Annotated in this window: 21 protein-coding genes; 11 read left to right on the top strand and 10 right to left on the bottom strand. The window is 56.5% G+C overall.

The window, feature by feature from the left end; genetic code table 11:
* Positions 1–18 precede the first annotated feature (18 nt).
* Together ACN0WX_RS13330 and ACN0WX_RS13325 are read right to left on the bottom strand one after the other, a co-directional pair.
* Positions 19–381 (bottom strand): hypothetical protein, encoded by a 363-nt coding sequence (locus tag ACN0WX_RS13330; RefSeq protein WP_417622828.1) that lies wholly within the window; start codon positions 379–381, stop codon positions 19–21.
* 242 nt (positions 382–623) lie between these two features.
* Positions 624–2,843, bottom strand: a complete 2,220-nt coding sequence (locus tag ACN0WX_RS13325) for an acylase (RefSeq protein ID WP_417622827.1) — start codon at positions 2,841–2,843, stop codon at positions 624–626.
* Positions 2,844–3,002: 159 nt separating this feature from the next.
* On the opposite strand from ACN0WX_RS13325, the gene clpB reads away from it, so the two are divergent.
* The gene (gene clpB, locus ACN0WX_RS13320) at positions 3,003–5,591 is read left to right on the top strand and encodes an ATP-dependent chaperone ClpB (RefSeq protein ID WP_417622826.1); all 2,589 of its coding nucleotides are present in this window, start codon (positions 3,003–3,005) and stop codon (positions 5,589–5,591) included.
* Between the two features lie 37 nt (positions 5,592–5,628).
* Positions 5,629–6,675: a hypothetical protein gene (locus tag ACN0WX_RS13315; protein ID WP_417622825.1), complete on the top strand. Its 1,047-nt coding sequence runs from the start codon at positions 5,629–5,631 to the stop codon at positions 6,673–6,675.
* Positions 6,676–6,705: 30 nt separating this feature from the next.
* Here ACN0WX_RS13315 and ACN0WX_RS13310 read toward each other — a convergent pair whose 3' ends face one another.
* Together ACN0WX_RS13310 and ACN0WX_RS13305 are read right to left on the bottom strand one after the other, a co-directional pair.
* On the bottom strand, positions 6,706–7,008 hold the full coding sequence (locus tag ACN0WX_RS13310) for a hypothetical protein (protein WP_417622824.1): 303 nt from the start codon (positions 7,006–7,008) through the stop codon (positions 6,706–6,708).
* A gap of 412 nt (positions 7,009–7,420) precedes the next feature.
* Positions 7,421–10,420, bottom strand: coding sequence for a TonB-dependent receptor domain-containing protein (locus tag ACN0WX_RS13305; RefSeq protein WP_417622823.1), 3,000 nt, complete (start codon positions 10,418–10,420; stop codon positions 7,421–7,423).
* A 356-nt stretch (positions 10,421–10,776) separates the two neighbouring features.
* Between ACN0WX_RS13305 and ACN0WX_RS13300 the strand changes: the two genes are divergently transcribed.
* A complete protein-coding gene (locus tag ACN0WX_RS13300; protein WP_417622822.1) occupies positions 10,777–11,346 on the top strand; it encodes a hypothetical protein in 570 nt (189 codons plus the stop codon).
* A gap of 19 nt (positions 11,347–11,365) precedes the next feature.
* On the opposite strand, the gene ACN0WX_RS13295 is transcribed toward ACN0WX_RS13300, so the two are convergent.
* The 3 genes from ACN0WX_RS13295 to xseA all read right to left on the bottom strand — a co-directional run bounded on the left by ACN0WX_RS13295 (position 11,366) and on the right by xseA (position 14,006).
* Positions 11,366–12,238: a M23 family metallopeptidase gene (locus ACN0WX_RS13295; RefSeq protein ID WP_417622821.1), complete on the bottom strand. Its 873-nt coding sequence runs from the start codon at positions 12,236–12,238 to the stop codon at positions 11,366–11,368.
* Positions 12,235–12,444 carry a DUF2093 domain-containing protein gene (locus ACN0WX_RS13290; RefSeq protein WP_417622820.1) on the bottom strand — a complete coding sequence of 70 codons (210 nt, stop codon included), beginning with the start codon at positions 12,442–12,444 and terminating at the stop codon, positions 12,235–12,237. Before ACN0WX_RS13290 ends, ACN0WX_RS13295 begins: the two co-directional genes overlap by 4 nt.
* Positions 12,445–12,527: 83 nt before the next feature.
* Positions 12,528–14,006 (bottom strand): exodeoxyribonuclease VII large subunit, encoded by a 1,479-nt coding sequence (gene xseA, locus ACN0WX_RS13285; protein WP_417622819.1) that lies wholly within the window; start codon positions 14,004–14,006, stop codon positions 12,528–12,530.
* On the opposite strand from xseA, the gene purD reads away from it, so the two are divergent.
* On the top strand, positions 14,005–15,282 hold the full coding sequence (gene purD, locus ACN0WX_RS13280; protein WP_417622818.1) for a phosphoribosylamine--glycine ligase: 1,278 nt from the start codon (positions 14,005–14,007) through the stop codon (positions 15,280–15,282). The genes xseA and purD overlap by 2 nt on opposite strands.
* 149 nt (positions 15,283–15,431) lie before the next feature.
* Here purD and ACN0WX_RS13275 read toward each other — a convergent pair whose 3' ends face one another.
* The gene (locus tag ACN0WX_RS13275) at positions 15,432–16,634 is read right to left on the bottom strand and encodes a hypothetical protein (protein ID WP_417622817.1); all 1,203 of its coding nucleotides are present in this window, start codon (positions 16,632–16,634) and stop codon (positions 15,432–15,434) included.
* A gap of 331 nt (positions 16,635–16,965) precedes the next feature.
* On the opposite strand from ACN0WX_RS13275, the gene ACN0WX_RS13270 reads away from it, so the two are divergent.
* The 5 genes from ACN0WX_RS13270 to ACN0WX_RS13250 all read left to right on the top strand — a co-directional run bounded on the left by ACN0WX_RS13270 (position 16,966) and on the right by ACN0WX_RS13250 (position 22,406).
* Positions 16,966–18,192: a DUF3419 family protein gene (locus ACN0WX_RS13270; RefSeq protein WP_417622816.1), complete on the top strand. Its 1,227-nt coding sequence runs from the start codon at positions 16,966–16,968 to the stop codon at positions 18,190–18,192.
* Between the two features lie 5 nt (positions 18,193–18,197).
* Positions 18,198–18,899, top strand: coding sequence for a class I SAM-dependent methyltransferase (locus tag ACN0WX_RS13265; RefSeq protein ID WP_417622815.1), 702 nt, complete (start codon positions 18,198–18,200; stop codon positions 18,897–18,899).
* A 77-nt stretch (positions 18,900–18,976) separates the two neighbouring features.
* Positions 18,977–20,728, top strand: a complete 1,752-nt coding sequence (locus tag ACN0WX_RS13260; protein ID WP_417622814.1) for a vWA domain-containing protein — start codon at positions 18,977–18,979, stop codon at positions 20,726–20,728.
* A gap of 191 nt (positions 20,729–20,919) precedes the next feature.
* Complete coding sequence (locus ACN0WX_RS13255) at positions 20,920–21,681, top strand: OmpA family protein (RefSeq protein ID WP_417622813.1); 762 nt, start codon at positions 20,920–20,922, stop codon at positions 21,679–21,681.
* A gap of 149 nt (positions 21,682–21,830) precedes the next feature.
* Positions 21,831–22,406, top strand: coding sequence for a hypothetical protein (locus tag ACN0WX_RS13250; RefSeq protein ID WP_417622812.1), 576 nt, complete (start codon positions 21,831–21,833; stop codon positions 22,404–22,406).
* Here the strand turns inward: ACN0WX_RS13250 and ACN0WX_RS13245 are convergent, their stop codons facing one another.
* The gene (locus tag ACN0WX_RS13245) at positions 22,407–23,723 is read right to left on the bottom strand and encodes a hemolysin family protein (protein WP_417622811.1); all 1,317 of its coding nucleotides are present in this window, start codon (positions 23,721–23,723) and stop codon (positions 22,407–22,409) included.
* 154 nt (positions 23,724–23,877) lie between these two features.
* Here ACN0WX_RS13245 and ACN0WX_RS13240 point away from each other — a divergent pair, with 154 nt between their 5' ends.
* Both ACN0WX_RS13240 and ACN0WX_RS13235 read left to right on the top strand, forming a co-directional pair.
* The gene (locus ACN0WX_RS13240) at positions 23,878–24,558 is read left to right on the top strand and encodes an OmpA family protein (RefSeq protein WP_417622810.1); all 681 of its coding nucleotides are present in this window, start codon (positions 23,878–23,880) and stop codon (positions 24,556–24,558) included.
* A 69-nt stretch (positions 24,559–24,627) separates the two neighbouring features.
* Positions 24,628–25,395 (top strand): SDR family NAD(P)-dependent oxidoreductase, encoded by a 768-nt coding sequence (locus tag ACN0WX_RS13235; protein ID WP_417622809.1) that lies wholly within the window; start codon positions 24,628–24,630, stop codon positions 25,393–25,395.
* Between the two features lie 10 nt (positions 25,396–25,405).
* Here ACN0WX_RS13235 and ACN0WX_RS13230 read toward each other — a convergent pair whose 3' ends face one another.
* The gene (locus ACN0WX_RS13230) at positions 25,406–26,638 is read right to left on the bottom strand and encodes an FAD-dependent monooxygenase (protein ID WP_417622808.1); all 1,233 of its coding nucleotides are present in this window, start codon (positions 26,636–26,638) and stop codon (positions 25,406–25,408) included.
* Between the last annotated feature and the right edge of the window lie 91 nt (positions 26,639–26,729).

Here is a 26,729-nt window from a genome sequence, read left to right as displayed (position 1 = left end):
AGACCTTGGCTGGGACAATCATTCAATAGTCGCGATTTTGCTTCTCATATGATTGAGTCCATGTGCAGACAGGGTTCCCATTGCAATTGCAATAATGTCTGCCCCGAAATCCATCCAGTCTGCATCACGCCCGAAGCCCATTACCAGTTGCAGTAGTTCAATGCTTCCTCCGAAGACCATCAACATAACGAAGAGGATGACCACGTTAACGCGGGGCCACAGAATTCGGGCCATCAGAGAAAGTATGAAAAATGCGAGAATGTGATTGAGTTTGTCATCGGCAAAGACGGTAGGTGCATCTTCGGCGGGCATGGTCGATATGACAAGGATAACACCGAGCAATAGCCAGAAAAATATACGAACGATGTTTTGGCTACTCATCTGCTTCCCTTAATGGGCTGAATATTGCCTCTGCGTTAATGGGATACAGACACCGGCGACCACCTGAGTGGATAGATGATATAGCAATGCTATTTGTCGACCGGGGTCTCCGACTTTTTCTCGATACCAAGATATATCCATGATCTCTATTTCTCATCCAGCAGTTGATCTTCTCTCAAATGATTCAAGTGTCGTGAATATCCCTTAAAACCACCTGTGCTTAGCAGATATGAAAAACCTTATCATTCTGTTGTGCGTCTAACCGATCCAACCACTTTTTCACTCGTCTTGTGCTTCTGCAGATCTCTGGGATCAAACCACACCGGCTTCAGCTTCTTGTCGACAAACAGCTGCATCTGGTCGGTATAATGCGGCGAGTCCGGTCGCGTGGTGGCAGCGCCGAAGGGCTGGATCGAACGCGAGTGGACCTTGCCGTCCTTCGCCCATTCCATGAACATGATGAAACTGTCGCCGTGGCGCACCGATAGCCGCCCGTCCTCATCGACATCCCACAGGGTCGACGCGCGGATCGTGTCATTGCCGCCATCAACCGGCAGATCCACGTCACCCTGCCGCATCCGCAGCACCTCCAGCATCGGCGGATCAATCCTGCCGAAATATTGCGTCAGATGGTCAACCGTTTCGGTCAATATCTGTTTTGGGTCGGGCGTTTTGCCGCGGTTATAATGGGCCTTGTTAGCTGGACGCAGGACCATCAGCGCGAGCGCATCGGCAGCGCCCTTGCCATCGAGATTCCAGTCCCACTGGGCCAGCAATTGCTGCGCCTTGAGCAGTTTCGCGCTGTCCTTCAGGTTGAGCGCGGCAATCCTGTCCAGCCAGTCCTTGGCATAGCCCGCCTTTTCGTAGCCCGTATCATATTTTATTTTCCACAATTCCCCATCGGTCAACTTGCCATCGGCAATAGCCTTTTCCAGTAACGCTATAGACCGGCGCGAGCGGTTGGTCTGGTCATTCTCAACGCCCAGCAGGGGTGAGAAATTGTCCGGGTTCAATTCGTCTCCCGGTCCGGCAGCTACATAGGGGGTATTATTGGCGTTCATGACATAGCCCGATGCCGGGTTGACCAAGGCGGGCACGCGCGTGAACGGCAAGGTTTTTTGCCACAAGGCCTTCGGACTATTTCCGGGCAGTAGCGAGCGCCAGTCATAACCCTCGGGCCGGTCAGGGAACATTGCGTTATAATAGAGCCCGATATTGCCCTGGGCATCGGCATAGATGAAATTGGTCGCGGGAACGCCCTGCCCTGCCATCGCCGCCTGCCATTCGTCGAAATTGGACGCCTTGTTGATCCGGTAATATTGGGTCAGCATGTCGAGCTCGTCGATACCGGCATAGCGGAGCGCATAGGCACCGCTGTCGTTCATGATCACCGGGCCATGAATGGAGCGATAAGCGACCTGCGGATAAGGAATGACAAAGGGACCAAATTTGATTTTGAGCCAGACGCGCTTCTTTTCGAGCGGCTTCCATTCGCCGTCAAAGCGATACGCGTCTTTCGTTTCGTTCAGCGTGAGCTTGTAGATGTCGATCAGATCGGGGCGATTGACGGTGTTGGTCCAGCCGAGATATTTATTATGCCCGAGAAACGGAAAAGGCGATCCCGGGAAATTGGCTCCGGCAAAATCCCAGCCCTCGTCGCTGTGCACGACCAGCTCGTACCAGGCAACATTGCCGCGCAAAGGCTGGTGTGAGTTGGAGATCAGGCGCGTCTTGCCCTCTGGCGACAGTTCCGGTGCAATGGCGTAGGCATTGGAGCCATTTTCGTCCGGATCGGGACCGACCGGCGTGACGGACTGGCCATCGATTATTTTTTCCGGGCTGAGCGGATGGATGGATTTTTTTGCCCGCTCATCGGACAGCCGCGGACCGCCTTCGCGCGGCAAATCCCTGTTCTCGACCAGCGCTTCGATCGGATTGTTCAAGCCGAAGAAAAATGGCGAGCGCAACACAAACCCGGCGGCAATATCCTGGCCATTGACCGGGAATAATTTGGTTAGCTTGATCTCTTCAGGATGCTCACCGGCATAGGCGTTGAGCCCTGACGCATAGCCGTCGAGCAGGGAACGGACGTCCTGCGGGAGATCATCATATTTGCGTGTCACGGTTCCGCGCACGTCTAGCAAAGCGGCAATATAGTCGATTGGTGCGCTTTCCGTACCATTGAGCGTGGCCATTCGCCCCCGCGTCATCGCAGTCACTTCCTGCAGCGTCGAAAAATCGTCTTCGGCATGGGCATAGGCCACACCATAAGCGACATCTGCGTCAGTCTTGCCAAAAATATGCGGCACACCAAATTCATCACGGACGATACGGGCTTCATAGGCCTGTTTCGTGGGAGCGGCGGCTTCTTCGATGCTCAACGGCTCCCATATGGCAAGGCCAACAGCCGTCAGGACCAGAGTGATCAGCAATCCGATGCCGAGCCGCTTAAGTGTTTTCACGTATTTTTCCCTCCCGGAACGCAACATAGACTGCCTATACTTTTACTCTTGCAAGCGCTTACCATATAAAATCCGAGGAAAAAGTGCTCAATGCGGTTGTGTTGCACGTTTGCAACACCATATTGCGATTAAGTTATTGAGATTGAACAGGACGAACCTATGAACCTTGAGAAATTCACCGACCGGGCCAAAGGCTTTTTGCAATCCGCACAGACCGTTGCCATCCGGATGAGTCATCAGCAGATCACGGCTGCCCACCTTGCCAAGGCGCTGCTCGAGGATGATCAGGGCATGGCTGCCGGATTGATCACCAAGGCCGGCGGCGATGCCAAGCAAGCCCATCAGGACATTGACGCTGCGCTCGGCAAGATTGCCGCAGTTTCTGGCAGCGGAGCACAGCAAACTCCTGGGTTGAACAATGACGCGGTGCGCGTGCTCGATCAGGCCGAACAGATCGCCGAAAAGGCCGGAGACAGCTATGTCACCGTAGAACGGCTCCTGCTCGCGCTGGTGCTGTCCAAGGATACGGCGGCAGGCAAGGCTTTTGCAGCGGCTGGCGTGACCGCCGATGCGCTGAACAGCGCGATCAACGAATTGCGCGGAGGGAAAACCGCAGACACCGCCTCGGCCGAAGATCGCTACGAAGCGATGGAGAAATATACCACTGACCTGACCCAGTCCGCGCGCGACGGCAAGCTTGATCCGGTGATCGGCCGCGACGAGGAAATCCGTCGCACGATCCAGATATTGGCGCGCCGGACCAAGAACAACCCCGTGCTGATCGGTGAACCCGGTGTCGGCAAGACCGCCATCGCCGAAGGCATGGCCTTGCGCATCGCCAATGGTGATGTGCCCGATAGTCTGAAAGACCGCCGGTTGATGGCGCTCGACATGGGCGCGCTGATTGCCGGAGCGAAATATCGCGGTGAGTTTGAGGAACGGCTGAAAGGCGTGCTTGACGAAGTACGGGGTGCCGAAGGCGAGATCATCCTGTTCATCGACGAAATGCATACGCTCGTCGGGGCTGGCGCTTCGGAGGGCTCGATGGACGCATCCAACCTGCTCAAGCCTGCGCTGGCACGCGGCGAGCTCCATTGTATCGGCGCCACCACGCTCAAAGAATATCAGAAATATGTCGAGAAAGACGCTGCTCTGCAGCGCCGGTTCCAGCCCGTGTTCATTGGCGAACCGACGGTGGAAGATACGGTTTCGATTCTGCGCGGATTGAAAGAAAAATACGAACTGCACCATGGCGTGCGGATCACCGACGGCGCTATTGTCAGCGCTGCTACGCTTTCCAATCGCTATATTCCTGATCGCTTCCTGCCCGACAAAGCCATTGACCTGATGGACGAGGCCGCTTCGCGCATCCGTATGGAAGTGGAGTCCAAGCCGGAAGAAATTGAAACGCTCGACCGGCGGATCATCCAGCTCAAGATCGAACGCGAGGCCCTGTCCAAGGAAAGCGATGAAGCGTCAAGGGGCCGTCTCGAAACGCTGGAAAAGGAACTTGCCGAACTGGAGCAGCATAGCGCCGAACTGACCACCCGCTGGCAGGGCGAAAAAGACAAGATCCATGCGGAATCCAACCTCAAGGAACAGCTGGATCATGCCCGGCTCGAACTGGAACAGGCCGAACGGGCTGGCGATCTCGCCAAGGCCGGCGAACTGAGCTACGGCACGATCCCCAATCTGGTGAAAGCACTCGAAGAAGCCGCCGGCGATACCGAGGGCGCGATGCTGCGCGAGGAAGTTACCTCCGAAGATATTGCTGCCGTGGTTTCCAAATGGACCGGCATCCCAGTCGACAAGATGCTCGAAGGGGAACGCGAGAAATTGCTCGCCATGGAAGACTTGATCGGTGAGCGCGTGATCGGACAGAAAGACGCAATTGACGCAGTGTCCGCTGCGGTCCGCCGGAGCCGTGCCGGTTTGCAGGATCCGAACCGGCCGCTGGGCAGCTTCCTGTTCCTCGGCCCCACCGGCGTCGGCAAAACCGAGCTGACCAAGGCGCTAGCCGAATTTCTATTCGACGATGATCAGGCGATGGTTCGCATCGACATGTCCGAATTTATGGAAAAACACAGTGTGTCGCGCCTGATCGGCGCGCCTCCGGGCTACGTCGGCTATGATGAAGGCGGCGTATTGACCGAAGCGGTACGCAGGCGCCCCTATCAGGTCATCCTGTTCGACGAAGTCGAAAAGGCGCATGGCGACGTGTTCAACGTGCTGCTGCAGGTGCTCGACGACGGTCGTCTGACCGACGGTCAGGGCCGCGTGGTGGATTTCTCCAATACATTGATCATCCTGACCTCCAATCTGGGCAGCCAGTATATGGCGAACCTCAAGGATGGCGAGACGGTCAAGGATGTCGAGCCGCAGGTGATGGAAGTCGTCCGCGCCCATTTCCGGCCCGAGTTCCTCAACCGTCTGGATGAAATCATCCTGTTCCACCGGCTTGCCGAGGAACATATGGCACCGATTGTCGATATCCAGGTCCTGCGGGTGCAAAAATTGCTCAAGGACCGCAAGATCGAACTGGACCTGACCGATGCGGCCCGGCGCTGGCTGGGACGGGTCGGCTATGATCCGGTCTACGGCGCAAGACCGCTCAAGCGGGCGATCCAGAAATATCTCCAGGATCCGCTTGCTGACCTGATCCTGCGCGGCGAAGTGCCGGATGGCAGCACGGTGAAGATTGACGAAGGCGACGGCGCGTTGAAGATGGAACCCGTGAGCGCAGCTTAGTCTTGCGCATCATGCTTTCGACGGGCAGATAGCCCTGATGAGTTTGACCGCACGACAAGCCGAAATCATCGGCGATGCCGATTATCTGGCGCATCGTTACGACGAGGTCGCCGATGGTTTCCGCTTTGTCCATGTGCCGCGCGAAGTGCACCGCAAGTGCACTTTTATCACCGACCAGCATCTTCCGAACGTGGACAATTATGATCTGATCAGCCGGGCGGATGTGGCGCAAATGTCCATGCCAACCGCGCCCGTCCATTTCATTTTCCATTCCGCCTATTGCTGCTCGACGATGCTGGCGCGAGCCTTTGACATTCCGGGTGTCTCTATGGGCCTGAAGGAGCCGGTCCTGCTCAATGACATGATCGGATGGCGGCGGCGGGGTGCCGACAACCGGAAACTGACCGCCGTACTGGACCAGTCCCTGAAGCTTCTCGAGCGGCCCATGGGCAGGGATCGGGCGGTGATCGTCAAGCCATCCAATATCTGCACGCCACTGGCCATTCCGGCGCTGCGACTGCGTCCCGACGCCAAGGCTCTGCTGCTATACGCGCCGCTGGAATCTTTCTTAACATCCATTGCCAAAAAGGAAATGTGGGGCCGTATCTGGGTCCGCGACGTGCTCATCGACACGCTGAAGGACGGCTATGCCATCGGCGGTTTTTCTCAGGAAGAGCTGTTGCAGCTAACCGACCTGCAGGTCGCCGCGATCGGGTGGCTGTCCCAGCATGCAGCCTTTGCCAAAATTATCGAGACGATCGGTTCCGACCGCGTGCGGCTGCTCGACAGCGACAGCTTTCTCGCCAGTCAGAGAAATACGCTCGAGGCGCTCAACCGTTTTTACGATCTCGGCATGGGCGGGGAAGAAATCTCGGCAACCCTCGAGGGACCGGCTTTCAACAGCCACTCCAAGCTTGACCAGGCCAAACCAGGAGCGGCTTTCGATGCCAAGGCGCGCCAGTCGGAGCAAAGAGAGATGGCCGCCCTGCACGGCGCGGAAATCGAGATGGTGACCCAATGGGCCAAGGCCGTTGCCGATAGCCAGCAAATCCCGATGAATCTGGATTGCCGACTATTCGGCTGACGGCGCAAAACTACAACCTATCGAATTTTATCAGTTGCTGGTGTTTTCGCCCACCTGCATGTCTTCTACAAACTGCCTAGAATCCCGTGCACCTACCTTCACATATTCTTTCCATTTGGCGTTGGTCATGCAAACGCGGCGTTTACGCGCAAGCGATCCGATGATCGGCTCACTCCGGCAACGGACATAGTCCGGATGGCGGCGGTCAGTGATTTTTTTCGGTTTCTTCGTCTGTTCTTCGGCCTTGTCTCCATCGGAGGCCAGAGCCGAAGGGCTAGCAAAAGAGGTCGCGGCGAGCGCTCCGAATATCAGGGTTTGAACGAAAATTCTCATAATTATTCCAAACTTTTCTTAATTAAACTGTTAAATTGAATGAACTACAGGCTCAAGCGGACACCATACATATTCGAAATCTCGTCGATCAGTAACATCTCTCGACGAACTAGACTGCTCCAACGTCGCCGATTGCTCTCCGAAAAGCTCCTTCACAGTAATGTAGCTCGCTGGAGCCTGTTGAATTTCTTTTTCTTCGGGATGCCGCTGCTGCACCATAGCGGATAGTGGCGAAGCACCCAATACTGCTACCGGGAACACAAAAATGCATGGAGCAAATTTGAATATCATCTGAAACCCCATGTTAGCAGATGCAGCAAATCTAACATGAAACTGGCAAAGACTCAACAGCCCAAAGAAAAAGGGCGGACCAAATGGCCCGCCCTCTTCATTTCGAATCTAATCGCCGGGATTAGAAAGTGAATTTCACGCTCGCGCCATAACGACGACCCAGAGCATCATAAGACGATGGATATACGTTACCGGAGTTGAACGATGTCGAACCAATATCCGAACCAACCAGTTTCGGTTTGTTGTTCAACAAGTTCTGCGCCGTCAGTGTGAACAATACGTTTTCACTGATATCCCACTGGAATGACAGATCGAAATAATGTTCAGCTGGGATGGTCGTGAATTCAGGATTCACAATACAGCCGTCAGGGTCGGCACCGAGGAAATCGGGACAATCCGTCGGATCAGCCGCATTAGCCTCAGCGGCAGCAGCAACCTCTGCTGCATACACAGAAGGCTCATACTCGATTCCGCTCAGATAGCGCCAGCGCAATGACAATGTATAGTCTTCGTCAAATGTCACAGACGTACGCTGGGAGAAGGCGAATTCCGACTGAGGCGAACCACAGTTAACGGAATAGAAGCCAACGCAATCGCGGTTGTCAGCGATAGAAGTTGCCTGGAACGTATTTTTGTTCGTCCAGGTACCATCGAATGAAAGGCTCAGACCGATCATGTCATTGATGTCCGTGCTATACCGCAGGGTGGCATCAATACCATCCGTAGCGATACGACCAAGGTTGCTTTGTTGCAGGATCAAGCCTTTGGTTGTTGACGGATCACCGTCGAGACCACCTGTTGCCGGATTACGCGAAATGTATTCCATGCTACAGAAAGGGTTGCTTGCCGATGGAGCAAGGAAACAAGCATCCATAGCATCGCTCACAGTTGGCGCCGACACAGCTTCGGTGACCTTGATGTTGAAATAATCAACAGTCAGGGCCAGTCCAGGAACGGCATCTGGCTGGAAGGCTACGCCAACCGTCCAGGTTTTGGCGGTTTCAGTGCCCAGATCTGGGTTGCCACCTGTGGTGACATTGATCTGGCCTGCAGCAGGCTGGAGCAACGTACCCGCTGCGATCGCTGCAGCACCTGCGGTTCCTGCACCAACTTGCAGGATACAAGCCTCAAGCAATCCGCCGGTCGGCGCAGCACCCGCACAAGGGTCACTACCCAAGTTGCTCAATCCAGTCGAAACCGGTGCAAACAGCTCACCGATATTCGGTGCACGCGACGAACGCTGATAGTTACCACGGAAGGTCAGGCCAGGAATAACTTCCCAAGCACCGCCAGCTTTCCAGGTGAATTCCGTACCCGCGGTGGAGTAATCGGAATAACGGGCACCGAGATCAATGGTGAGGCTTTCTGCAAAAGATTCCCCTTCAAATACCGGAATGCTCAGTTCGCCAAATGCGTCATAGACATCATAGCTACCGAAAATGTCCGGAGCGGCACCACCGGCACCCACAACTGCACCCGGTGTTTTCGACGCATCATCGGAAACACGTGTAGCGGTAAATTTCCGATATTCACCACCAACAGCGAATTGAACCGGGGTCTCAGCAAGACCGAAACCAAGGTCGCCGGTTACCGATCCGTTTACCGTAGCGATCGAAGTCTTGGTGATAACCTGTTGCGTCAGGTTGAACACATAATCGATCGCGTCTTGCGAACCAAGATCACCTTCGAGGCCGAAAAGATTGATCGGTGCGCAGCCTTCGTTGCCGGAAATACAGGTTCCGTCTGGCAGGGCATAGAGTGCATCGTCCAGACGCGAACGACGGGCAAAACCGGTCTGGGTCTGGATACGCTCGCTTTCACCATAGGTAGCCGAAACATCATAGTTGATGTTGTCGGTGATCGCGCCACGCGCACCCACGACCATGTTGAACAGGGTCGAAGTGTAGGAAGAGTTACGCGTACCAGCTTCGATCGTACGACGACGAACCTGCGTGTTGATGTTCACGAAATCAGGGTTCGGGCTGCCGTCAGCCAGAGTTGGACCGAATGGCGTGTTGATGCCAGCGGTACACTCAGCGGCCGTCAAACCGAGACCCGCACAGAACTGGTTGGCAATGCCAATCGGAATGGTCGGGTTGTTCAGGTTGATGTTGTAGTTGTTGAAGAACGAGCCACCGGGAGCGATGATCGTTTCAACCGTCTGCTTCGAGAAAGCAGCCTGCGAGTAAAGCTCGACATTTTCATTGATTTCATAGCGACCGGAACCAAAAATGTTGAACCGTTCGAATGGAGTCTGGAAAATGTTGAAAGGGTTGAAGTTAAACGGACGATCGAACACGCCGCTCAAAACGGTCTGGCCGTCGGGAGCGATCTGACCAAAGCCACCCGGAATGGGGCCAACGATCACAGCAGGAATGGCGTTCGAAGAACCACCAGCTTCACCGGTGTAGGAGCTGATGTTGAACTCACCGAATGAACGGTCACCCTGGTAAACAGCGTCCTGGTCCTGGTAGCCAACGCTCAGAACGACATTACCGCGGCCATCATCAAAATTGGCACCAATGGTAAGATCGGTACGGAATACGTTTCCGTCGCCTTCTTCAGTGATCTGCTCGGAAACATTCATTTCAACGCCAGCAAAGTCACGCTTGGTGATGAAGTTGACAACACCGGAAATTGCGTCCGCACCATAAGTAGTCGTTGCACCACCGGTCAGAACGTCGGTACGCTCGATAACCGCCAGCGGAATGCTGTTAAGGTCAACACGACCGGTTGTGTCAGCAGGAACGAAGCGACGTCCGTCGAGCAGAACCAGATTGCGCTGCGAACCGATGCCGCGAAGGTTAACGAAGGAAGAACCGCCGTTACCGTTGTTCACTGCAGAACCGGTTGATGGAATTGCCGATGGCAGTTCGCGCAGGAACTGTTCAGCGGTGTTGGTCTGACGCAGCTCCAGTTCTTCGGAGGTCACAACACCAACCGGGCTGGAAAGCTCCAGGTTAGGGTTGCTGATGCGCGAACCCGTTACGACGATGACGCTTTCTTCAGCTGCGTCAGCGTCTTGCACGTCCTGATCCTGCGCGAAAGCAGGAGAAGAAACCATAGCGAGTCCGAGCACCATTGGCGCAGCAGATGCCTTAAGGTTTGAAAATTTTCTCATGTAATCCAGTCCCTTATTCTGGAGAGGCTAGCCATTATGGCCAAGCCCCGGTTGTTGACCGATGGCAATCTGCACGCCCCAAACGCACGGATTTGACCACCGAGTTAGCAGTCAATTGCAACAAGGCTTGTGACCTGTAAAGCTTCTGTTCAGGGAAGCGCGCGGTTTTTGTAGAGAATGTAACTATTTTGTCACAGTGTTCAAAGCGCCTGAAACAATAGCATTCAGGCTGGCTACTGCCCCTTGCTTCGCTGCACGGAGAGCCGCGATATTGGTCGGCGAACAATGAATTGCCACTGTTGTCATCATTGCTTATGTCACAGAAATCAGAAAATCGAAGGATAGGAAAATCGGACATGGCTAGTTCTAAATGGTACTTCGCAAGCATGCTTTCAGCGGCCGTTACTGTGACGGCTAGCCTCGACAGCCCTGCAATGGCGCAGGAACTGGACCGCAGGAAGGCTTTAACCGCGCCACCGACGATCTATACGGACATGGTGGCTTGCAGGGATATTGCCGAACCGACAGCCCGCCTGGCTTGCTATGATGAAAAAGTTGCTGCCCTGCAGACGGCCCAATCGACCAACCAGGTTGTTATTGCAGATCGCGAGCAAGTTCGCGAGGCCCGACGAGGCTTGTTCGGACTTGCGCTCCCGCGCATCAAGCTGTTCGATGGTGATGGCGATGAAGGCGATCAGATTGAACAAATAGAAGGAATCATCCAGTCTGCGCGCACGATTCGCAGTGGCAAATGGCTAATCCACCTGGAAGACGGGGCTGTTTGGCAGCAGACCGAACCACCGCGCAGCACCATGCGGCGCCCGAAGGCCGGCGATACGATCACTATTGAACGGGCGGCACTGGGGAGTTTTCTGGCCAAGGTGAATGATGGCCGTGGATTCAAGGTCAAACGGATCGTACAGTAAACTGCGACGAAATCGCCAACTAATCCATCGGCCCGGTCAGCAAAATCGGGTCAATTCTCGCCTGATTCCATTTCATCGACCAGTGAAGATGCGGACCGGTTGCGCTGCCGGTTGCGCCGATACGGCCAATAGGCTCTCCGCGCTTTACGACCTGCCCGGGTTTTACCAAAATTTCCGAGCCATGAAGAAAGGCGCTGTTGAGCCCCATGCCATGGTCGATCATCAGCAAATTGCCTTCCAGCGTGAATGGACTGGATGCAGCCAGCGTCACAACCCCGTCGGCAGGTGCGACATAATAAGTGCCGGTCGGCGCAGCAATGTCGATACCGCTGTGATAGCTGCCGGGATCACCATTATATATCCGCTGGTTGCCGAACATGCCCGAAATCCGACCCTTTACCGGCCAGACGAAATTCTGACGCCAGCCAGCGCTGTCGCTCCTGACCCTGCGCGCGGCGTTGATTTGCGCTAGCTCGGGTGCGCGACGCTGCTTGAAGGCTTCGCTGGCGGTACGTGCGCGGCGATTGATTTTCACATGCTCAATCTGCCACCTGCGTGGCGCGACATTGATGAATTTCCTGACGGTTTGACCATTGTCCAATGTCGCCACCAACTGCGCGGCCTGTCCGGCATCGCGGTTGAAGGCAATAATGAACTTGCCATCTTTGTCGATCGGAATCGAGTTTCCGTCAAAGGTGAGGCTACGGGTCCCGACTGGCGCATCACCGATCATGACCCCGCCCTGAATCGCTTCGCCGCTAAAACCAAATTTGACCGCTTCCCGAAAAGCAGACGGAGCGGTGTCATCCGCTTCAGCGTAGACAATTGCGGCTGGAATAGCGGCAGTCGAAATAGTCAGGAGGGCAAAAATGGTCTTTAGCTTGTGTATCACTGTTCGCTTTCCGGCAGATGCGCGCGCGCCGAAATCTGTGCCGTGGCATAAGGCTCCTGTTTTTCCACGCTCCAGTAGCGCAGTTCATCCAGTGGAATCACCTCTCCACTGACTGCGCAAAGAACATGGTCGCCGGATGACAAAGGCCGGAAGCCATTGGGCATATAGTGCAGCTTGGCCACTTTGTTGCGATTGGACATTAACATTGGACGCTTTTACCTCTTCAAGCCTTTACCTGCGATTTACGAACATGATTGTCATAGACAACCCCTGCATATCGCAAATTCGCCTAGAATAAATCCTGCTGCCTGTCATCCGGCTGGTTTTTGATGCGACTCGACGTTGGTTGGGACGACTTTTTCTTAGACGACTTTTTGGCCGATCCGGTTTCGGATATATGGGCGCCGATCGACCCATCCTGAAAATGAAGTTCAAGATCGACCGCTTTCAGCGCGGCGGCGCGATTGGCGATCAGGCTACCATCTGCGCCGGACACGCGCGCATATCCTCTTTTCAGCGGACCGTCCGGAGACACCTGCTCGGCCAGCCGCCACAGCGCGTCCAGCCGCTGTCGTGCCTCGTCCAGTGGTCGTTGAACCAGGCTAGTCGGCAAATCGAGCCGATTGAACCGTTCCTGAGACCGCTCCAGCCGCTGCTTCAATATAGAAGGCCGCAAGGCTCCCGCGCTCGCAGAGAAGCGGCTGCGGGCGTGCGCGATATTCTGGCTCATGCGATATTTCATCTGTTCGGATATTTCATCCACCCGCTGCTGATGAGGGCGGAGCAAATCGGTCAGCGCAGGCATCAACCGGCGTTGCGCCTCCAGCCGTTCCTGCGCCGTGGTCAGCCCGCGCTGCACGCTGCGCGCCATCCGCGCCTTGGCTTCCGACAGGGTCGCCAGCCATTCGGCCCGCACCGGTACCGCCATTTCGGCGGCAGCGGTCGGCGTTGGCGCGCGCAGGTCGGCGGCAAAATCACAGAGCGTCGTGTCGGTCTCGTGACCCACGGCGGAAATGATCGGGATCGAACAATCTGCAACCGCCCGGACCACGATCTCCTCGTTGAAGCTCCACAGGTCCTCGATCGACCCGCCACCGCGCGCAACGATCACCAGATCGGGCCGGGCGACCGGCCCGTCCGGCGCCATGTCGGAGAAGCCGCGAATGACGGTAGAAATCTGTTTCGCCGCACCTTCGCCCTGCACCAGCACCGGCCAGACGATCACATGGCTGGGGCAACGGTCCGCCAGCCGATGGAGAATATCGCGGATCACCGAGCCGGTCGGCGATGTGACCACGCCAATGGTTTTCGGCAGGAACGGGATCGGCTTCTTGCGGTCCTGGTCGAACAGGCCTTCGGCAAGCAGCTTGGCCTTGAGCTTCTCGAACAAAGCCATCAGCGCGCCCTCGCCCGCCAGTTCCATCTTGTCGATCACGACCTGATATTTGGAGCGGCCCGGATAGGTGGTCAGCTTGCCCGAGACCACGACCTCGATCCCGTCTTCCGGTCGGAAGGCGAGCCGCCCGGCATTGCCCTTCCACATCACCCCGTCGAGAACGGCCTTGTCATCCTTCAGCGCCAGATAGACATGGCCGGATGCGGCGCGCTTGAAGCCTGAAATTTCGCCGCGAATCCGGACATAGCCGAAGCGATCCTCGACCACCCGCTTGAGCGCTCCGGATATTTCCGAAACGCTGAGCGGCGGGGCGTTGTCACCCTGCCCGCTCTCGGCTAACAGCTTCGCGTCTAGTGAAAGGGAATCGTCCATGAATATCCTGTTAATTGGCTCCGGCGGCCGCGAACATGCCTTGGCCTGGAAGCTGGCGCAATCCCCTTCTCTGGAGAAATTATTCGCCGCCCCCGGCAATCCGGGTATCGCGCAGCATGCCGATCTGGTCACGCTCGACGTTGCCGACCATGATGCGGTCGTCCAATTCTGCCAGAACAAGCGCATCGATCTCGTCGTCGTAGGCCCCGAAGCGCCGTTGGTCGACGGGCTCGGCAACAGCCTGCGCGCCGCCGACATATTGGTCTTCGGCCCGGACAAGGCGGCGGCACAGCTGGAAGGCTCGAAAGGCTTTACCAAGGATCTATGCGCCCGCGCCCACATCCCGACCGCTGGCTATGTCCGCACCACCAACGCCGCCGACGCGCTGGCCGCGCTGAACGATTTCTCCATTCCCGTCGTGATCAAGGCCGATGGCCTGGCCGCCGGAAAGGGCGTGATCATCGCCGAAACCCGCGAACAAGCCGAAACCGCGATCCGCGACATGTTCGACGGCAGCTTTGGCGAAGCCGGCGCCGAGGTCGTGATCGAGGAATTTCTGACCGGCGAGGAAGCCAGCTTCTTCGCGATCACCGACGGCGAGAATGTTGTCCCCTTCGGTTCGGCCCAGGATCACAAGCGCGTCGGCGAAGGCGATGTCGGCCCGAACACCGGCGGCATGGGCGCCTACAGCCCTGCCCCCGTCCTCACCCCCGCCCTGCAAAAGCAGGTGATGGAACAGATCATCCAGCCGACCGTCGATACATTGGCTGCCGAGGGCACGCCCTATAGCGGCGTCCTGTTCGCCGGCCTGATGCTGACCGACACCGGCCCGCAGCTGATTGAATATAACGCCCGCTTTGGCGACCCGGAATGCCAGGTGCTGGTGATGCGGCTGGAAAGCGATCTCGCCAAGCTGATGATGGCGACCGCCAAGGGCGACCTCGCCCAGACCAGCGCCCCGGATTTCGCCCCGGAAACCGCGCTGACGGTAGTGATGGCCGCCAATGGCTACCCCGGCACGCCGGAAAAAGGCGGCCAGATCCGGAATCTGGCAAGAGCCGAGCGGGAAGGCGCGAAGATATTCCATGCCGGCACGGCAGAAGTAGACGGCGAACTTGTCGCCAATGGCGGTCGCGTGCTGAATGTCACCGCATTGGGATCAAACGCCACCGAAGCGCAGGCCAAAGCCTATGCTGCGGTCGACCAGGTGGATTTTGAGAGCGGCTTCTGCCGGCGCGATATCGGCTGGCGCGAGGTCGCGCGGGAACAAGGCTAACCACATTTTGGTCCATATTGAATCATGGTGACAGAATATTCTTCTATCGCCACTTGAACCATTTGGCGCATTGTCAGCGTGGCTCCAAATCAAGAAAGGGCGGCCCCGGTTTTCAGGACCACCCTTTCCATGCAACCGTGAGAAACGGTCTAGCTAAAAGCCGGTTCCAGCGGACGCGAGACTTGCATTTTACCGCTCAGTCTGGCCTGGCCATTGCGCAGGGGGCTGCTGGTACTGGCAAGCTTTCCGTCGAGGAAGCGCGCGCGTTTCAGACGGTTTGGGCGGGTGAGGAAGGGGTTTTGCGGCGTCGGCATGGAGTCGACATTGGCCATGAAATATCCTGCGCTGCGCGACAGGTCGGCCTTGCCCAGATAGGGGCGCGGCGCTGCTGCGACACGGCGCTGGCCGAGTTTTGTGCTGCGGTCGGCCTTGCCCAGCGGTGCGTCGAATGCCGGCAGGTTCGCGACAAATTCGGCAAAATCCGCCTTGACGGTCGAGAGGGGCGCGCTCGGCTGCGCTTGGGTCGGCGCAACATCCAAAGGCTCGCGGCGCAGCTCCGGCATAATCGCCGCATTTAGCGAAGCAGGAAGGGGATTGCTGCTGCTGCTTGCGGCGGCTTGCGGGTGGTTGCCTTTGCGGCGGCGGCTGACTGCAAAGGCACCAGCACCGCCAATACCCAGCATCGCGGCCAGTGCCGCAAACAGGCCCCAGTCGGTCTCACCGGAAGGAGCTTCCATGCTATCACCGGGGAATGTTTTGGACGATGCTGCCATTGCCGGTGCCGCTTCCCTATCCGGGAACGGCGAAAGCTCGCCATTGGCGACGGCAAGATCAGGCGCGTCCGGAGAAGAACTCACGCTATTCACGAGGTTTTCGGCATCGGCACCGGTGCTCGCCGAGGCCGTGGTCACGCCGCTTGATGTTTTGACCTGCGCTTTCACGGCTGCCGCCGCTGCTTTTTCTGCCGCGGCCTTGCGCTCTCGCTGCTCACGCTCGATCTGCGCAAGCGCTTCGGGCGCGACAGTTTCGGCATTGAAACCACCCTCACGGGCCAAATCCGCGGCTCGGTCGGAAGTGACTGGCGGTGTTGCGTCCGCGTTGGCAGGCGGAAGATTGCTTGCCGAGGGCGCTTCCATCATCGGCGGTGATGCCGGCGCAGGAGGTGAAAAAACGACAGGAGGCGTCTGTACCGGCGCTGGTGAAGCGGTCATATCTTGCGCTGTCATGTCCTGGGCATGGACGGGCGCAGCCCCCATGCCGACGGAAATCGCCACAATGCTTATCATTGACAGCCGGCCTGCGGTTTTGCGCGGCGAGCCATTACCGATCAAAGCGTTATTGTTATTGATCATCTCATTTCTCCTAATGTGGTGAGCAAAAAACGCAGAGATGTGAGATTAGGCTCCCTTACAATGGGGCAGCATGACCGAAAAACAGAGACGAACGGAGTTTCTGAATGCTCTATTCATTCACCATTCACTGAATTCATACATCTGTTAAACTAGGGTTCATCAGATTCTACTGTATTTAATTCATTAGTTAAGTTGAGTATATTCTATTCAACGAAATTACGGTGAAAGCTGCATCAACGCCCGCGTCTTAAACTTGTCACTCACCGGTCATGTCGCTGTCACCCGACCAGCCTAATTTTAGCGGAATCATCAAAGCCATTGAGGAGGCTCCATGAGCGCGCAAGCCGGTTCCGTTAAACAATCGACCATATTGAACGATGCAATAATGCAAAACCGCGCGAGCAAGGCCGGGTTGCTGGAGCGGACTTTTTCACTGATGTTTCGCGGCCTGGTCTATCCCCAGATATGGGAAGACCCGGTTGCCGATATGGAGGCGCTGGATATCCAGCCAAACAGCCATATTGTCACCATCGCCAGCGGCGGATGCAATGCATTATCCTATCTGCGCGCCAATCCGGCGAAGGTCACAGTGGTTGATCTCAATGCCGCGCATATCGCGTTAAACCGGTTGAAGTCGGTCGCGGCCCGGCAGTTGACGGACCATAGTGAATTTTACCGTTTTTTCGGTCAGGCCAACAGCAAGGATAATCTGGCGGTCTATTACGACCAGCTGCAGCCCCATCTGGATGAGGCTTCGCGCAAATATTGGGACGGGCGCGATCATTTCGGGCGGCGGCGGATCAATGGCTTCGCAACGGGTTTTTACCGCAAGGGCCTGCTCGGCAATTTTATCGGCCTGGTGCATTTTCTCGGGCGGCTTGGAGGAGCGAAACCGTCGGTGATGATGACCGCCCGGACACGCGAAGAGCAGATTGCGCTATTTGAACAGAAAATCGCGCCACTGTTCCGGAAGAAACTCCTGCGGTTCCTGTGCTCCAACCCGATGGCTTTATTCGGCCTTGGTATCCCGCCGGCGCAATATCGGGCGCTAGCCGGCGACCGCCATATGGCGGACGTGCTCCATGACCGCACCCGCAAGCTGGCTTGCGATTTTGCGATCAAGGATAATTATTTCGCGCAACAGGCCTTTGGCCGCGCCTATCAGAGCGCGGAACCGGGCTCCGTACCGCCCTATCTTGAACAGGCCAGCTTCGATTGGCTTGGCGAGCGCAGCAAAAGGCTCGATATCCGGCATCAGAATTTCATCGAATTTCTCGCCGGTCGGGACGCCGGTTCACTCGACCGCTATGTCCTGCTCGACGCGCAGGATTGGATGACTGACAAGCAGCTCAACCGTCTTTGGAGCGAAATTAGCCGAACCGCCAGACCGGGGGCACGCGTGTTGTTCCGCACTGCGGGAGAAGAAACATTATTGCCCGGACGCGTGTCCGATGAACTGCTCGGCCAGTGGGATTATGCCGAAACGCAATCCCAGGCGCTGACCCGCAGGGACCGTTCCGCTATTTACGGCGCTATGCACCTGTATCGACTGAAATGAGCTTGATGGGTGATATTTTGCGCGAACGCGACAGCCAGCGGCACGGCGACTTGATGGATCATGTCTACCGCAGCCAAAGCGGCATCTATGATTTGACTCGCAAATATTATCTGCTCGGTCGTGATGAACTGATCAGCGCCTTGCAACCGCCAGCCGGGGGCACTGTTCTGGAAATCGGTTGTGGCACGGCCCGCAATCTCATTCAGGCAATAAAATTCTGGCCGGAGGCTTCCTTTTTCGGCTTTGACATCAGTTCCGAAATGCTCAAGGCGGCACGCAAAAATCTCGTGCGTCACGGTGTCGAGGACCGGATCGCCCTGTTTCACGGAGATGCGGAAAGCCCGGCCTTGGCCATGCCGAGAGAACATCGGGCATTCGACCGGATATTCCTGTCCTTCTGCCTGTCTATGATTCCGGACTGGCAGGGCGCGATCCGGCAAGCGCTGACGCTGCTCGCCCCCGGCGGCGAATTGCATATTGTCGATTTCGGCCAGTCGGAAGAACTGCCCGCGCCATTTCGCTACCTGCTGCAACAATGGCTGGCGCTATTCCATGTCGAACCGCGTAAACATCTCCGCGCATTTCTGAAAGAACTGGACATCGAAACCGGAACGCAGAGCGAATTCATCCGGCAATATCGCGGCTATAGCTGGCGGTTCGTGGTAAAATTTCCGGCCGCGACGGAGCATGAAGCGGCCAAAATGTAACCTTATATCATACGTTCATTTTCCAGTCAGGCTGGGTCTGGCAGCTTTGTCTTCGGGTCGGAAAGCGGGAGGAACCTATGCAGCATATCAATTTTCTGGGAAAAACCATGGCGGTACTGGCGGTAGCCGGATTGTCACTGACGTCGGCGACACCGTCAGTGGATGCGCGATCGATTGCCCGACCGGCTCCGCCCCATCCGGTGAACTGCAGCATTTTCTCTCGCATCAATGAGAACAACTCTGCTGCATCCTATGTCACGGTAACCGGTTCCCGAAATACACAATCGGCGCCACCGCCACCGCCGCCGCCACCGCCACCGCCACCGCCAATGGTATCTTCTCCAGCCGCAAAATCGGTAGCAAGCGGAGTATTGGCCGAACGCCGTATCGCACCCTATCCCTATCCAAGGCCACGGCCCGGAACGCAGGACCGCGAGCGTTATGATGGCAAGGCCGTTGCCAGCATCAAACGGGTTGCTGACGAGCCGGTTTCCACTTTTGCCATCGACGTCGATACCGGCAGCTATTCCAATGTCCGGCGCTTTCTCAACGATGGACAATTGCCGCCGCAAGCGGCCGTCCGAACCGAGGAAATGATCAACTATTTCCGCTATGATTATCCGCGGCCGAAAAACCGGGAAACGCCGTTCAGCATCACCACAGATATTTCGACTACCCCCTGGAATGATGCCAGCCGGTTGCTGCGCATCGGCCTGCGTGGCTATGATGTAGCCGCCAGCGAACGCCCCCGCGCCAATCTGGTTTTCCTGATCGACGTTTCCGGCTCGATGAACAGTCAGAACAAGCTGCCGCTGGTCAAATCGACTCTGACCGCCCTCGCCAATGAATTGCGCAGCGATGACCGGGTATCGATCGTGGTTTACTCCGGGACCGTTGGACTGCTGCTAGCCCCCACCTCGAACAAGGATCATGTCAAAGAGGCTGTTGATTGCCTATATGCCCGCGGGTCTACCGCAGGCGGCGATGCCCTCAAACTGGCCTATTCCACCGCGCGAGACAATTTCCTCAAAGGTGGGATCAACCGGATCATCATGGCCACCGATGGCGACTTCAACGTCGGCACGTCGAACACCGATGAGCTCAAAAAATATGTCGCGAAACAGCGCGAAAGCGGCGTTACGCTAACCATGCTCGGCTACGGCAGCGGCAATATCCGCGATGAGTTGATGGAGGGCATCGCCAATGTCGGCAATGGCAATTATGCCTATATTGACAGCGCTATGGAGGCCCGCAAAGTGCTGGGCGCCGAACTGAGCTCGACGCTGTTCACCATCGCCAAGGATGTCAAAATCCAGGTCGAGTTTAATCCGCTACATGTTAAAGAATATCGCCTGATCGGCTATGAAAACCGCCTGCTCGCCGAAGAAGACTTTACCAATGACCGGATTGACGCGGGAGATATTGGCGCCGGCCACCAGGTGACCGCGCTTTATGAAATCATGCCGGTCAAGGCAGCTGGCTGGCTTCCCGAGCGGCGCTATCCGGCCAACAGGGCCATCGACAGCCAGGGGGACCTGAGCGGCGAGGTGGCGCAGGTTAAGTTGCGCTACAAATTGCCCGACGGAGACAAGTCACGGTTGATCCGCCGCCAGATAGCATCGGAAGGGCTGCGATCGGCAAAGTATCCGACCGGCGACATGGCCTTTGCCGTGGCGGTTGCCGCCTTTGGTCAAAAGCTGCGCGGCGACGAATATCTCGGCGATTATGACTTTCAGAATATCGGATTGCTCAGCGGCGATGGTGGAGATTTTTGGCGTCAGGAATTTCGCAAACTGAATGATCTGGCACAAAGTCGTAGCCGCAGCTAGAAGCGACAGGGCCCGGAAAAGTGGATTGGCCAACCTAATCGTGCGCGTTTTTGTACCACAAAGAGACGGTTTCGATGGCCAGACCCTGGCAAACCATCGCTACCCAACTAGACTCGGGCGTCATTATCCGGCATTTTAATTAATCATTTCGACAAATGGCGATGAGTGAGACAAGGGACCGGGACAAGCCAATGAAAAGCGGAAGCAAGATTTCAATTGGTGCAGCGGCAACAGTGATTTTGGCGCTGGTGGGCCATGCTGCAACGGGGGATAAATTTGTCTCCGGTCTGGAACAAAAGGCCCAGACCGAATTGGCAGCGCGGGGACTGGACGCAGCCCGCGTCAGTTTCAGTCGCGCGCCCCTGTCCCGCCGCGCCATTCTCGATGGCGATCTAACAGACATTTCCAAAGAGGAGGCGCTGAACGTAGTCAGGGCTATACCCGGCGTCTCAAACGCCCGCTGGAAGGGTGATGATATATTGGAAAAAGACGGTGGAGACGGCATCACTGAATCTGGCTTGCCCCCTGCCACCCGTGCAAAAATTGCGAAATGCCAGGATGATGTGGATGAAATTATCGCATCGGCAAAAATCAGCTTTCGTTCGGGCAGTGCCTATGTGTCGCCCGAATCCAATCAGGTCCTCGACAAGGTCGCGATGGCTCTAAAACCCTGCGGCGGGCTATCGATATCCGTGGAAGGTCATACCGACGACAATGGCGATAGCGCAATCAACAGGACGATGTCGCAGGAACGGGCCGATCGCATCAAAGCCGGTTTGGTTGAGCGCGGGATTTCCAGCGCGCTGATTACGGCAACCGGCTACGGGTCCAGCAGGCCTCGCGCAAAAGGTACGGATGCGGCCGCTGATGCGGAAAATCGCCGGATTGAATTCCGGATTGGATCCGCCGACCGCTTGCCGAAAAATGATGCTGAAGCGCAACAGGGGAATTAGTCCATGCCACTTTTACTTGAAAATCTGTTGCTCCTGCTTGTGACTTTTGCAATTGGCCTCGCGATTGGCTGGCTCGTCTGGGGCCGTGGCAATGACGCTCATTAGCCACCAGGGGCAATAACTAATATTCAGAACGGGGTTTTGACAAAATGATAACGTTGATTTCAGCCAATTGGCTATTTTACCTGATTGCACTGCTGATCGGTGTGGTCACTGCCTTCTGGGTCTGGGCTGCAACCGGCCGGGAAACCCCTGTGGTTGATAGTTTTGATGCCGAAGACGGACTGCTTGAGAAAGCGGGTGAACCGGTCCGCCCGGCGGAACCGCAGCCGGAACCGGCCAAGCCTGCAACGGCCTTGCCGACACCGGCGCCTGCCCCCGCTCCGACGGCAGTCGCATCCCCTGCGCCGCCTGCGAAACCGGCCGTAGAACCGAAAGCTGCTCCGGTTCCCGCCGACAGGCCGAATATTCCGGCATCTGTCGGAGAGCCTGATAATCTGCGCCTTATCAAGGGTGTTGGTCCAAAATTAAATACGCTTCTGATCAGTCTGGGCGTCACGCGCTTCGATCAAATTGCCGGCTGGAAAGAGGCCGAAATTTCAGAGGTCGATCAATATCTGGGTTCGTTCAGCGGCCGCATCACAAGAGACGCATGGATCGATCAGGCAAAATTTCTCGCCAAGGATGATATTGCCGGATTTGAAAAGAAATACGGCAAGCTCTGATCAATCCATTTCGGGGTTGCTGGCCCGGACGATCAGCTTGTCGATCTTCCGGCCATCCATGTCGACAATCTCGAATATCCAGTCCTGATCTTCAAAAGTCTCGCCTTCTTCCGGCAGATGGCGCAATTGCGCCAGTGCGTGACCGGCAACGGTCGCATAGTCACGATCCTCGGATAACCTGATGCCCAACCGCTCAGCCAATGCGTCGATCGCCATGGCCCCGGAAATCAGATAGCTGCCATCCGCCCGTTCGATCAGGCTCCGCTGGGTTTTTTCATCCTGGTCGGAGATAAATTCACCGGCGATGGAGCTCAGCAAGTCATTGGGCGTCACAATGCCTTCGAAATGACCATATTCGTCGTGTACCAAAACCATGGGAACGTCGGCTTCCCGCAGGATGTCCAGCGCGTCAAGCGCATCCAGTTGATCCGGCACTTTTTCAAGTGGCCTCATCAACTTGCGCAAATCCAGCACTTCACCACCCAATTGCGCCGCAACAATATCGCGCGCCTGGACGACACCCTGGATATTATCGACCGAATCTTCCGCTACAGGAATCCGACTGTGCGGCGATTCAATCAACAGCTTGTGAATTTCTTCGGTTGTTGCATCGATATTGAGCCAGTCCACCTCAGTCCGCGGAGTCATTACTTCGCGGATCGGCCGGTCGGCCATCCGCACGACACCGGCGATAACGGCCCGCTCATGCTCCTCGATCACGCCGGAACGTGTTGCTTCCGCGAAAACCATCTGCAATTCATCAGCGGTGACATGGCTTTTCTCGTCGCGTTTCATCCCCAGCAAGCGGAAGACCAGCGCACTGCTATTGTCCAGCAGCCAGACGAGAGGAGCGGAAATACGCGCCAGTGTCGCCATCGGCTGCGCCATGATCACCGCAATGCGCTCTGCCGAACGCAGGGCAATTTGTTTGGGCACCAGCTCGCCAACCACCAGCGATGCATAAGTGGTCAGGCCGATCACCAGCACGAAGCCGACGGTGATCGACAGATCCGCACTCATTCCCAACGCCTGCAACCGTTCGGCCACGGGACCGCCCAGACTGGCGCCAGAAAACGCGCCGGCGACAATACCGATCAGGGTTATGCCTATTTGCACCGTAGACAGAAATTTGCCGGGATCGCTTGCCAGGCGCAGCGCGGTTTTTGCACCGCGACTGCCTTGATCCACGAGACTGTGCAAATGAGCCTTGCGAGCAGATACTATTGCCAACTCCGACATGGCAAATACGCCGTTGATCAGAACCAGCAGAATAATGATCGCAACATCAAACCAGGGAAAGGGTGTCATAATGTCCATTGAAAGGGCGAAATGCCATAAACCCTTTAGCAGCAAGTTTTACAGAATCTCAAGTTTGCTGTCAGTAGCTGTTCATTTATACTGCGTTAAGGGGAACCTTCTGGCCGATGGGGCGTTCTCCTGATCGACAAGAAGATCTACAAGGGAAAAGAAAATGCGGATGAATAGATCAATAATTACAGCAGCTTCACTAGGCGCTTTGGCGTTAACCAGCGGCTGTGTAACAAACCCGGAAACCGGGAATCGTACTATTTCAAAAGCAGCCATTGGCGGCTTGGGCGGCGTCGTGGGCGGCTATCTGCTCGGTGACATATTGGGTGGACGCAATGACCGGACGGCCAAGATCGTGGGCGCTGGACTCGGTGGTCTCGCCGGTGCGGGCATCGGCTATTACATGGACGAGCAGGAAAAAAAGCTGCGCGAACAGACCGCCGGCACCGGGATCGACGTGACCCGCGAAGGCGATAACCTGATCCTCAACATGCCGTCGAACGTGACCTTTGCTGTCGACAGCAGCGCGATCGATCCTGCCTTTCAAACCACTCTGAGCAACGTTGCCGACACGCTTTCCCGCTATGAGAAAAGCTACGTCGACGTGCTCGGCCATACCGACAGCACCGGCAGTGACGCCTATAATCAGTCGCTATCCGAACGGCGGGCGGAATCGGTTGCCAATTTCCTCGCGAACAGCGGCGTTCAGCGCGCGCGCCTGGCCGCCAAGGGCTATGGTGAAAGCCAGCCGATTGCCAGCAACAGCACGGAACAAGGCCGGGCAGCAAACCGCCGTGTCGAAATCAAGATCGTACCGATCGCCCAGGAAGACTTGAACAACTAATATAGCACTTGCGTTTATCGCATCGCTCCGGGCATCCTCTGCAAAAATTTTGCAGAGGATGCCTGGCTTATGACCCGACCCAATTTTTCCATCGATCTCACAGGGCGTACTGCCATCGTGACTGGTGCATCGGCCGGATTGGGACGCCGCTTCGCCAAAGTGCTGGCGGCCTGCGGGGCGAAGGTCGCTTGCACGGCACGCCGTAAAGACAAGCTTGATGATCTGGTCGCAGAGATCTCCGCCGACGGCGGGGCGGCAGAAGCCTTTGCGCTAGATGTACGCGATGCCGCACAGCTTCAGGCTATCATCCCGACCGTGACCGAGTTGCTCGGCCAGCCGGACATATTGATCAATAATGCCGGGATCGTCGACGCGGAACGCGCCACGCGGATGTCGATCGAATTGATTGATGACGTGTTGGACACCAATTTGCGCAGCGTCTTCATTCTCTCGAACGAATTTGCCCGGCCGCTGATCGAAAAGAAAATGCTGGGCCGGATCGTCAATATCGCCTCGATGGCCGCGTCCCATTATGACGGTCATGGTGCCGCACTTTATTCGACAACCAAGGCAGGGGTAGTGCGGATAACCGAAACACTGGCAGTTGAATGGTCGAAATTCCACATCAATGTCAACGGGATCGCACCGGGCGCCTTTTCATCGGACATGATGGATGGCATGCTCGACCGGATGGGCGACTTTTCTGTTCATTTTCCGCGCAAGCGCCTGGGCCAACCCGAACAGATGGACAGCACTTTGCTCTATCTGGTGTCGCCTTCTTCGGATGCAGTGACCGGAACCGTGATCAAAATCGATGACGGCCAGGGTTCTCGCTAGGCGGCTGCCCCTAGACCATCTCCCCCCGAAGCAATTTGGGCAAATCGCCGGTTTCTCCTTTGGCCTCCGCCATAAATTGCGCCTTGAGCGGGGCGATACGCTGGACCAGCCCGATTCCCATACGCCGGATTGCGGAGGAGGTTTCTCCCGGCAGGCCGAACAGACGGGTAAGCATATCGGTCGCTGCAGAAACCATCATATTGTCAAGGCTCCGCCACCGGTCGTAGCGCGCAAGAATCTGCGCATCGCCGAGATCAAGGCCGGTGCGGGCACCATCGACGAGACATTCGGTCAGAGCCGCAACATCACGGAGGCCTAGATTGAGCCCCTGTCCCGCGATCGGATGGATGCCGTGACCAGCATCGCCGACCAGCACCAGCCGCTCGGCGGTCAGATGCGAACTATGATGGAAGCCCAAAGGGTAAGTCGGGCGATCGGTCAGCAACTCGATCTCGCCAAGAAAGCCACCGGTCTTCTTCATCATTTCGGCGACGAATGCGCGTTTGTTGATGTTCGCATAGGCAGGACCATCTTTCCGGGACACTGTCCATACGACGGCCGAACGATGCCTGCCGTCCGCATCATCGAGCATCGGGAGCAGCGCAAAGGGTCCGGACGGAAAGAACAGTTCATAGGCTGTGTTGCCATGCGGCTTTTCATGCGCAATCTTGCAGACAATCGCGTTGTGATCATATTGCCAGTGCGCCATGATGATCCCGGCCTCCTCGCGCATCCGGCTACCACGCCCATCGGCGGCAATCAGAAGCGGGGCGGCGAGCTGTTCTCCACCATCAAGCGTGATCTCGACGCGATGCGCATTGCGGTCGCAGGATGCAACTTGCGACGAAAGATGCAGCGCAATATTTTCATGCGCCTGTGCTGCCTCGAACAAGAGGCGACGAAGCACGGCATTTTCGACCATGATGCCCATCGGGCCTTCATCCGCACCCGGGACAAAATCCAGGGTGCCGGGTTTCAGCCCGTCATTCACCAATATTTTCGCGATGTCACAGCCATTCGGTCTCAGTTTGCTGGCCAGGCCGATGGCGTCAAACATGTTCCAGCTCGCGCTGTTGATCGCGGAAACCCGGGCATCATTTTGCGGGTTAACCAGGTCTGCCGGTTCAGCGCGGTCAATGATCGAGACGCACAATCCATGAGCAGCAAGCGTCAGTGCCTGAGTCAGACCAATCATGCCCGCGCCCAGTATAATGATATCGCTATTGCGAGAATCAAATCCCATGGAGTTCGCCTTTCCGAGCCAAAATATACGATCTAGGTAGGCATCGACCGCACGGAAGGAAAGGCAAATCCGGTAAAATAACGCCAAGAAA

The sequence above is a fragment of the Parasphingorhabdus sp. genome (assembly GCF_048269915.1).
In the GTDB taxonomy this organism is placed as follows: domain Bacteria; phylum Pseudomonadota; class Alphaproteobacteria; order Sphingomonadales; family Sphingomonadaceae; genus Parasphingorhabdus.
Note: the sequence above shows the minus strand (reverse complement) of the source record. Positions and strands in the feature narration are given on the sequence as shown.

What these genes read in the sequence shown, in the direction of transcription:
- ACN0WX_RS13230 (WP_417622808.1), bottom strand. Translation starts at nt 26,638, where the DNA reads ATGGGATTTGATTCTCGCAATAGCGATATCATTATACTGGGCGCGGGC.
- ACN0WX_RS13265 (WP_417622815.1), top strand. Translation starts at nt 18,198, where the DNA reads ATGGGTGATATTTTGCGCGAACGCGACAGCCAGCGGCACGGCGACTTG.
- clpB (WP_417622826.1), top strand. Translation starts at nt 3,003, where the DNA reads ATGAACCTTGAGAAATTCACCGACCGGGCCAAAGGCTTTTTGCAATCC.
- ACN0WX_RS13310 (WP_417622824.1), bottom strand. Translation starts at nt 7,008, where the DNA reads ATGAGAATTTTCGTTCAAACCCTGATATTCGGAGCGCTCGCCGCGACC.
- ACN0WX_RS13330 (WP_417622828.1), bottom strand. Translation starts at nt 381, where the DNA reads ATGAGTAGCCAAAACATCGTTCGTATATTTTTCTGGCTATTGCTCGGT.
- ACN0WX_RS13260 (WP_417622814.1), top strand. Translation starts at nt 18,977, where the DNA reads ATGCAGCATATCAATTTTCTGGGAAAAACCATGGCGGTACTGGCGGTA.
- ACN0WX_RS13250 (WP_417622812.1), top strand. Translation starts at nt 21,831, where the DNA reads ATGATAACGTTGATTTCAGCCAATTGGCTATTTTACCTGATTGCACTG.
- ACN0WX_RS13270 (WP_417622816.1), top strand. Translation starts at nt 16,966, where the DNA reads ATGAGCGCGCAAGCCGGTTCCGTTAAACAATCGACCATATTGAACGAT.
- ACN0WX_RS13275 (WP_417622817.1), bottom strand. Translation starts at nt 16,634, where the DNA reads ATGATCAATAACAATAACGCTTTGATCGGTAATGGCTCGCCGCGCAAA.
- xseA (WP_417622819.1), bottom strand. Translation starts at nt 14,006, where the DNA reads ATGGACGATTCCCTTTCACTAGACGCGAAGCTGTTAGCCGAGAGCGGG.
- ACN0WX_RS13235 (WP_417622809.1), top strand. Translation starts at nt 24,628, where the DNA reads ATGACCCGACCCAATTTTTCCATCGATCTCACAGGGCGTACTGCCATC.
- ACN0WX_RS13290 (WP_417622820.1), bottom strand. Translation starts at nt 12,444, where the DNA reads ATGTTAATGTCCAATCGCAACAAAGTGGCCAAGCTGCACTATATGCCC.
- ACN0WX_RS13255 (WP_417622813.1), top strand. Translation starts at nt 20,920, where the DNA reads ATGAAAAGCGGAAGCAAGATTTCAATTGGTGCAGCGGCAACAGTGATT.
- ACN0WX_RS13245 (WP_417622811.1), bottom strand. Translation starts at nt 23,723, where the DNA reads ATGGACATTATGACACCCTTTCCCTGGTTTGATGTTGCGATCATTATT.
- ACN0WX_RS13240 (WP_417622810.1), top strand. Translation starts at nt 23,878, where the DNA reads ATGCGGATGAATAGATCAATAATTACAGCAGCTTCACTAGGCGCTTTG.
- ACN0WX_RS13305 (WP_417622823.1), bottom strand. Translation starts at nt 10,420, where the DNA reads ATGAGAAAATTTTCAAACCTTAAGGCATCTGCTGCGCCAATGGTGCTC.
- purD (WP_417622818.1), top strand. Translation starts at nt 14,005, where the DNA reads ATGAATATCCTGTTAATTGGCTCCGGCGGCCGCGAACATGCCTTGGCC.
- ACN0WX_RS13300 (WP_417622822.1), top strand. Translation starts at nt 10,777, where the DNA reads ATGGCTAGTTCTAAATGGTACTTCGCAAGCATGCTTTCAGCGGCCGTT.
- ACN0WX_RS13315 (WP_417622825.1), top strand. Translation starts at nt 5,629, where the DNA reads ATGAGTTTGACCGCACGACAAGCCGAAATCATCGGCGATGCCGATTAT.